The sequence below is a fragment of the Candidatus Protofrankia californiensis genome, assembly GCF_900634765.1.
Classification (GTDB): Bacteria; Actinomycetota; Actinomycetes; order Frankiales; family Frankiaceae; genus Protofrankia; species Protofrankia californiensis.
On record NZ_CAAAFT010000276.1, the window covers coordinates 1 to 6,312 of the forward strand.

A 6,312-nucleotide genomic window follows, 5' to 3' on the forward strand; every position below is an offset into this window, starting at 1 on the left:
GCTCGAACTCGGCGCCAAGGACGTCGCGGTCCTGCGGGACGGCGCCGAGGTCCGAATCCCGATCGGCCAGCTGGCCGTCGAAGAGCGGTTCGTCGTCCGGCCCGGCGAACGGATCGCCACCGACGGCACGGTCGAAGAAGGCTCGTCCGCCGTCGACGCCTCGATGCTGACCGGCGAGTCCGTCCCCGTCGAGGTGGCACCGGGCGACGCCGTCACCGGAGCCACGGTGAACGCCGGCGGGCGACTAGTCGTGCGCGCCACCCGGGTCGGCGCCGACACACAGCTGGCCCAGATGGCGAAACTCGTCGAGGACGCCCAGAACGGCAAGGCCGCCGCGCAGCGGCTCGCCGACCGGATCTCCGGTGTGTTCGTGCCGGTCGTCATCGCCCTGGCCGCCGCCACCCTGGCCTTCTGGCTCGGGGCGGGAGCCGGCCCGGCCGCCGCGTTCACCGCCGCGGTCGCCGTCCTCATCATCGCCTGCCCGTGCGCGCTCGGGCTGGCCACGCCGACGGCGCTGCTGGTCGGCACGGGCCGGGGAGCGCAGCTCGGCATCCTCATCAAGGGCCCCGAAGTGCTCGAATCCACCCGCCGCGTCGACACGATCGTGCTCGACAAGACCGGCACCGTCACCACGGGACGGATGAGTCTGGTCGAGATCCACGTCGCCGCCGGCGTCGACGAGACCGAGATGCTACGGCTGGCCGGAGCGTTGGAGAACGCCTCCGAACACCCGATCGCCGCCGCGGTCGCACGCGGCGCCCGCGACCGCGTCGGCGACCTGCCCGACGTCGAGCAGTTCAGCAACGTCGAAGGACTCGGCGTCCAGGGCGTCGTCGACGGGCACGCCGTCCTCGTCGGGCGCGCAGCACTCCTGGAAGAGTGGAGCCAACCCCTGCCGCCCGACCTCGCCACAGCCAAGGCCACCGCCGAGGCGGCCGCCCGGACCGCCGTCTGCGTCGCCTGGGACGGGAAGGCCCGCGCCGTCCTCGTCGTCGCGGACGTCGTGAAACCCACCTCAGCACAAGCCGTCACCCAGCTCCGCCAGCTGGGACTCACCCCCGTGCTGCTCACCGGCGACAACACGACCGTCGCCCGCACGGTCGCGACAGAGATAGGCATCGAAGTCAGCCCTGACACCCTCGTCGCGGAAGTGCTGCCAGCCGACAAGGTCGACGTGGTCAAACGCCTGCAAGCCGAGGGCAAGGTCGTCGCGATGGTCGGCGACGGCGTCAACGACGCCCCCGCCCTCGCACAGGCCGACCTGGGCCTCGCCATGGGCACCGGCACCGACGTCGCGATCGAAGCCAGCGACCTCACCCTGGTACGCGGCGACCTACGGGCCGCGGTCGACGCAATCCGGCTCTCCCGCCGCACCCTGGCAACCATCAAAGGAAACCTGTTCTGGGCGTTCGCCTACAACCTCGCGGCACTACCCCTGGCCGCGGCAGGTCTGCTCAACCCGATGATCGCCGGCGCATCCATGGCATTCAGCTCGGTGTTCGTCGTCGCCAACAGCCTGCGGCTACGTCGGTTCACCGCACAGGTCGACATCCCGCCCGCCACGACAGCGCCCATACCCCGATCCCGCCGAGACGCCGAAAAGAAGACCAGCTGAGGCTGTCGGCCCGAACTCGTAGACAAGGTTCCGGATGCTATGGCAGATCGGGACCGGCTGGGAGCGGGCGATGGAAGCCGAGACGGTCGCGATGGTGGGGTAGGTTGGTTGCGGTCGGCGCAAAACCCCCAGCGGGCACGGCGGGCCGGGTCGCCGCCGCCGGGAACGGTGAACGCTAGGGCCGGTGCCGACGCCGTCGGAGGGGTACCAGCCGGCCAGGCCATTCCCTCGGGTCGGTAGAGGATAGCCTGCCGGGGCGAGATGGCAACCGGGCAGCAATCGAAGCCAGCACTGATTCTTCGGATGTCAACTCGGCAACAAGGTCAATCAACCTGTAAAGTTGGTCAGCTGGGATATCTGCTGCTATCTGTGCTTCGAGGTGGTTCCCTGTTTCCCAGCGTACAACTTCGGCTCCGGCCTCCGCTGCTTTCTTCTCTTCTTTCTCAAGAATGTTATCATGATCTACTACGATCATGATGTCGAAACCAAGCAACGCCAGGCACTCACCTCTCTTCAGAGCCTCCTTGTCACTGCCTCCGTTGCGAACGGCCGTACCTATGACGGCCAGGGGCTCCCGCCCCTTTTGGTCACACTCGGCATCCCATGCCTCGCAGAATGCACGCAGCAGGCCCATCTCGGTTGCGCCTTCAACGACAATAACTCGTGAAGCAAGCATTGCGGACGGCCCCGATCGGACCATTTTTTGCATCGCGCCTGAGTCGAGTCCATCGAGAGTGCTAGGGACAGCTTTAATAGAGGTTATACCTCCGGCATTACGAACCAACGCCAAACTGGAAACGTCGAGCTGCTCAACCACGAGCGGCGAATGCGTCGTCATTATAACCTGAGCACCGCCTACCTTAACTCTGTCGTGCAACAGCCGAACAAGGCGATGGAGACGATGCGGCTCAAGCCCAAGTTCTATTTCATCGATCAGGATGATCGATGCGCCGTCTACTCTCGCATCCTGTATAGCTAGGCTTGTCAGCCGACGGGTACCAAGACCTTGGCGAGTGAGCGGGATTTTATCCTCATGCAGCGTGAGTGCATGGCCGCTCGACATGCTGACCGGATCAATACCTGGACGAAGATTCTCGTAATTGCTCGCGCCGAACTTGAGCGCCCGACTTCCCACCAACGACGCAGCCTCAATCAACTGCGGGTCGTCAAGCCCGAACACAGCTTCTCTTGCCGCGCGCATAGCAGTCGTCGACGCGGACTCCGCTTGACTTGTTCCTCCGGTCAGCGTCGACAAAGCCGAGCCACGTGTCCATCGCATATGTGCGTCCACGCGCTCGTCGACTCGAAACAAGCCGAACACTGCACGGTTAGCCGCCGAAAGACGCTTCGGCTCAAGATCAGAAAACGGCTTGTGGACTTCCCATATAGGCTCAAGGCTTTGATCCGCTGTGAATCGGATCGCTAGAGCCTTTTCGCTTGATTCTTCCGGGTCTGGGAGAACTTCGCCGTCGGCGTTTACGCCACAGACAAAGCCACCAAGTTTGTCGAACGAAAGTAGTTTCTCAGGTACGTCGGAGACGACTACCTCAATTTTGATCGGCTCGCTCAAGTCGCAGTTATGAAAATCAACATCGGTGAGCTCTATCGAGAACCTAGGCGTCAGAGCAAGACTGATGGCGTCGAGAAGCGTCGTTTTGGTGCTGTCGCCGGGGCCGATGAGGCACACCAGGTCGGCGGTCGGCATCCAGATCGCGGACTTGATGCCCCTATAATTGTTGATCTCGAGACGTCTGATTCTCATATATCCTGCTTATGGCTCGCAGCAAGTATTCCCCGTGAGATCACGGTACGCTTCGCTATACTGCCGGACGACCTACTCAACGCACAAGCCTTGCCCAATATCCACAACTACTCAAGAGTAACTTAGCCAACACCGTTGCCCTGCCCAGACGGTTACACACAACCAACGATCAACGCGGTAGCAGCCGAGCCTGTTTGAATATTTGCGGTTTGATGCTTATCATCATTATGATCTACGATGGAATGAATTACAAGACTGTTCAATTTTAAGCGACCATCAGATCGACAAAATTTAAGGAATTTCCTGTGATCAGCTGTCACTGCCACTCCCCCAAAAGGCTTTTCATAGGGCGACAAATGAATCCCGGCTATGTCCACGGTACCTGACGCACATCGCCAGACCACACTGGAATCTCTGACGTATCATGCAGTTTCCCTGTGTAGCCAACCCAATGAAGTATGAGCAGCTCAAGGTAATGACCAAGAAGGCGCCAGGCTTCCACCAGCAGGCCGGGTCGGTCGTAGAGATCTTCAGCGTTCTTCGGATGCATGAGCCGATGGCGTACGGCTGCTACGGCAGCAGGGCCATCATAGGCACCGTTGTTGCCCCCTTCTTGCGCGAACTGCTGCAGTACTGGCAGGTGACTCGGAACCGAAAGCGGAACGGACGCATCGACCAGTACGCCTCTCAGACGGTCAGCTGCGCCCAAACCGCGATCGTACTTCTTCTCGTCCTCGTTTCCCTCAAGCACCTTCCGCTGCCAGCACAGTTGCTCGATCGTCGCGAAGCCAACGGTGATCCGCTGCTCGACGAACCCGCCATGCGTCGATGCGATGTAGCCTTGCAGAATGTGGGTTGCGTTCCGGCCCCATTGACTGTCAAGAAAGCGCCTGCCAACGAGACGAGTGACTTCATCGAGGGACGAGGCCGTGATGTGCCACCAGGGGGTAACTCCGCCAATCGGATCGGCTCGACGAGCCGACCACTCGCGCCATAGCACGTTACCCGAGTTGTTAGTGGCGACCGCCAGGGTTGGCGATGTATATCGGCCGAGCGCGAACGAGATCGCCAGCTGGTATGCGTAGAGAATCGGCTGAACTTCAGTAGCGGTGAAAGACTGGTGGTCAACACGGTTAAGCGTTGCCAAATGGGTTACTGCGTAGCTGTAGCTGTCCTTAAGCTTGGCGAGCACCTCGGGGAGGCCCGGCCTCGGGTCGACCGTCATTTCCCAATCGCCGAGGTGCCACCGCTGGCGCCCGTACCAGCGGCGGCCCGAATCGTCTTGCGTCGCCAATGGTTCACCGCCGCCTATGTCTGGCAGGTTGACCCAGCGGAACTGCACGGATTCGACAGGCTCCTCCGTCAATCCGACCATCCGGCCGCCGTCTAGCCAACCTGAAACTCCCTTGTTGGCCCAGCTTGTCACGTGCGCTTTCTCGATCACGAAGCCCTGATAGCCATCTACCGACTGGAGAGTGAAGGCGAGTTTCCCGTCGCCACCAGCGATGACCTCAGGCAGATCCACTCCAAACTCGGCCCGCCACCGGATGTCCTGCTTCGGCATCCACCGGGCAATGACCTCAAGCTCACACTCCAGCCCGGTCTCCTGTTCAACTGCTTTGCCGTGGTAGAGCACTTCATCGGCGCTCGACGGACTCAAAGTGAGGAGGTTTGGATCGGCGAAGTTGTCTGATAACATATTCACTGGACCCTTTCTTCTTCCGTCTGACCAGCAGCCCCGGCCTGCACAGCATCGATACCACACAGCGCTACCAAATACTCCATAAGCAAAAATGATCCCGACTTGATCTCGTTGTAATCGACATCGACGCCGTCAAAGTCGGGGTCGGTATCGACATCGATGGAACCCCAGAAGATCCCGAGGGAACGGAGGCACCCCAGCGCAGCAACCAGCAGGTCGGTCTTGACCTCGAAGTCAGGATCGATGAGCAGCTTCGGCAACTCGTGGGCAATCTCCTGACGGTGCTGGTGGATCGCTTCGAGTTGTTTCACCTGCCCGGACGTCAGCGCATCCATCTCGACCAGCCACCCGCAGGACGCGCGGTACCGACTCTTCGGGTTGCGGCTCAAGACGTCGCGCTGGTAGTGCTCCTCGTCGTAGAGATCCTTGAATCCACACCAGAAGAAACCACGGACTTTGTCAACGATCTCCGATTTGATCAGTTCATACGCTGACAGGAAGCACCCGGCCCGGATCAGGGTCGTACCGACGGTCTCCGGCGCGAGCTTCTGACGGAGGCGCTCCTCGTGGGTGGTCATGGTCAGCACAGACTGCACGAGTCGACGGTGGTGCTCAATCGAGTTTCTGCAACTACCTCCGGAGGGCACCATTTGAGGTAGGCCGCCTCCCCTTCCAACGCACACCAGTCTTCGGAAACACCAACCGTCGAAGTGCACACCAATGGTTGACGGTGTACCAGCAAAAGAGATCACCAGTTCGGGTCGAGGCTGAGCACCGCGTCGCGATCCGCTATCCATCGGTCGAACTCATCCATCGTCGTGAAGATCGGCTGGCCGCCGAAAGCCCGTGTCACCTCGGCGAGTTCGCCCAGCGCCCGCGCCGGATCGGCGGTTGCCAGGGTGGCCTGCACCCGCCCGATCTGTGGCAGCACGATCTCGGCGACATAGGCGTTGCGCTCGCGTCCCAGCGCCTCGGCCGCGTCGCGAAGCAACGCGGCGGTGGCGGCGCTTGTCATGAGCTCACGCTCCAGGACCCGGATCTGGGGCTCGTCGACGCCGTCGGCCCGGGCCGCCACGATCGCGACCTGCAGCCCCTGGACGACCAATGTGCCGACAACCTGGCCGACAAGGCCTCCCACGAGCGCACCAACCACCGGTATCGGGATGACGGTCTGCCCGACGGCGCCGCAGGCCCAGGCGAAACCGGCGGTAGTCGTGGCCGTGGCGCTGCGGG

At 61.9% G+C, this 6,312-nt stretch carries 4 protein-coding genes and 1 pseudogene; 1 reads left to right on the forward strand and 4 read right to left on the reverse strand.

What is annotated here, in order from left to right; genetic code table 11:
• Window positions 1–1,615 (forward strand): heavy metal translocating P-type ATPase (locus DD1DGNOD_RS15080; RefSeq protein WP_131770418.1); only part of this gene is annotated, 1,615 nt, incomplete at its 5' end.
• Window positions 1,616–1,790: 175 nt separating this feature from the next.
• On the opposite strand, the gene DD1DGNOD_RS15085 is transcribed toward DD1DGNOD_RS15080, so the two are convergent.
• The 4 genes and pseudogenes from DD1DGNOD_RS15085 to DD1DGNOD_RS27095 form a co-directional block, all read right to left on the reverse strand.
• Complete coding sequence (locus tag DD1DGNOD_RS15085; protein ID WP_131767013.1) at window positions 1,791–3,377, reverse strand: ATP-dependent nuclease; 1,587 nt, start codon at window positions 3,375–3,377, stop codon at window positions 1,791–1,793.
• Between the two features lie 367 nt (window positions 3,378–3,744).
• Entirely contained in the window at window positions 3,745–5,076 is a 1,332-nt protein-coding gene (locus tag DD1DGNOD_RS15090; protein ID WP_131767014.1) for a hypothetical protein, read from the reverse strand.
• A gap of 2 nt (window positions 5,077–5,078) precedes the next feature.
• Complete coding sequence (locus tag DD1DGNOD_RS15095; RefSeq protein ID WP_131767015.1) at window positions 5,079–5,666, reverse strand: hypothetical protein; 588 nt, start codon at window positions 5,664–5,666, stop codon at window positions 5,079–5,081.
• Window positions 5,667–5,827: 161 nt separating this feature from the next.
• A pseudogene (locus tag DD1DGNOD_RS27095) lies at window positions 5,828–6,312 on the reverse strand (hypothetical protein); the annotation flags it as partial.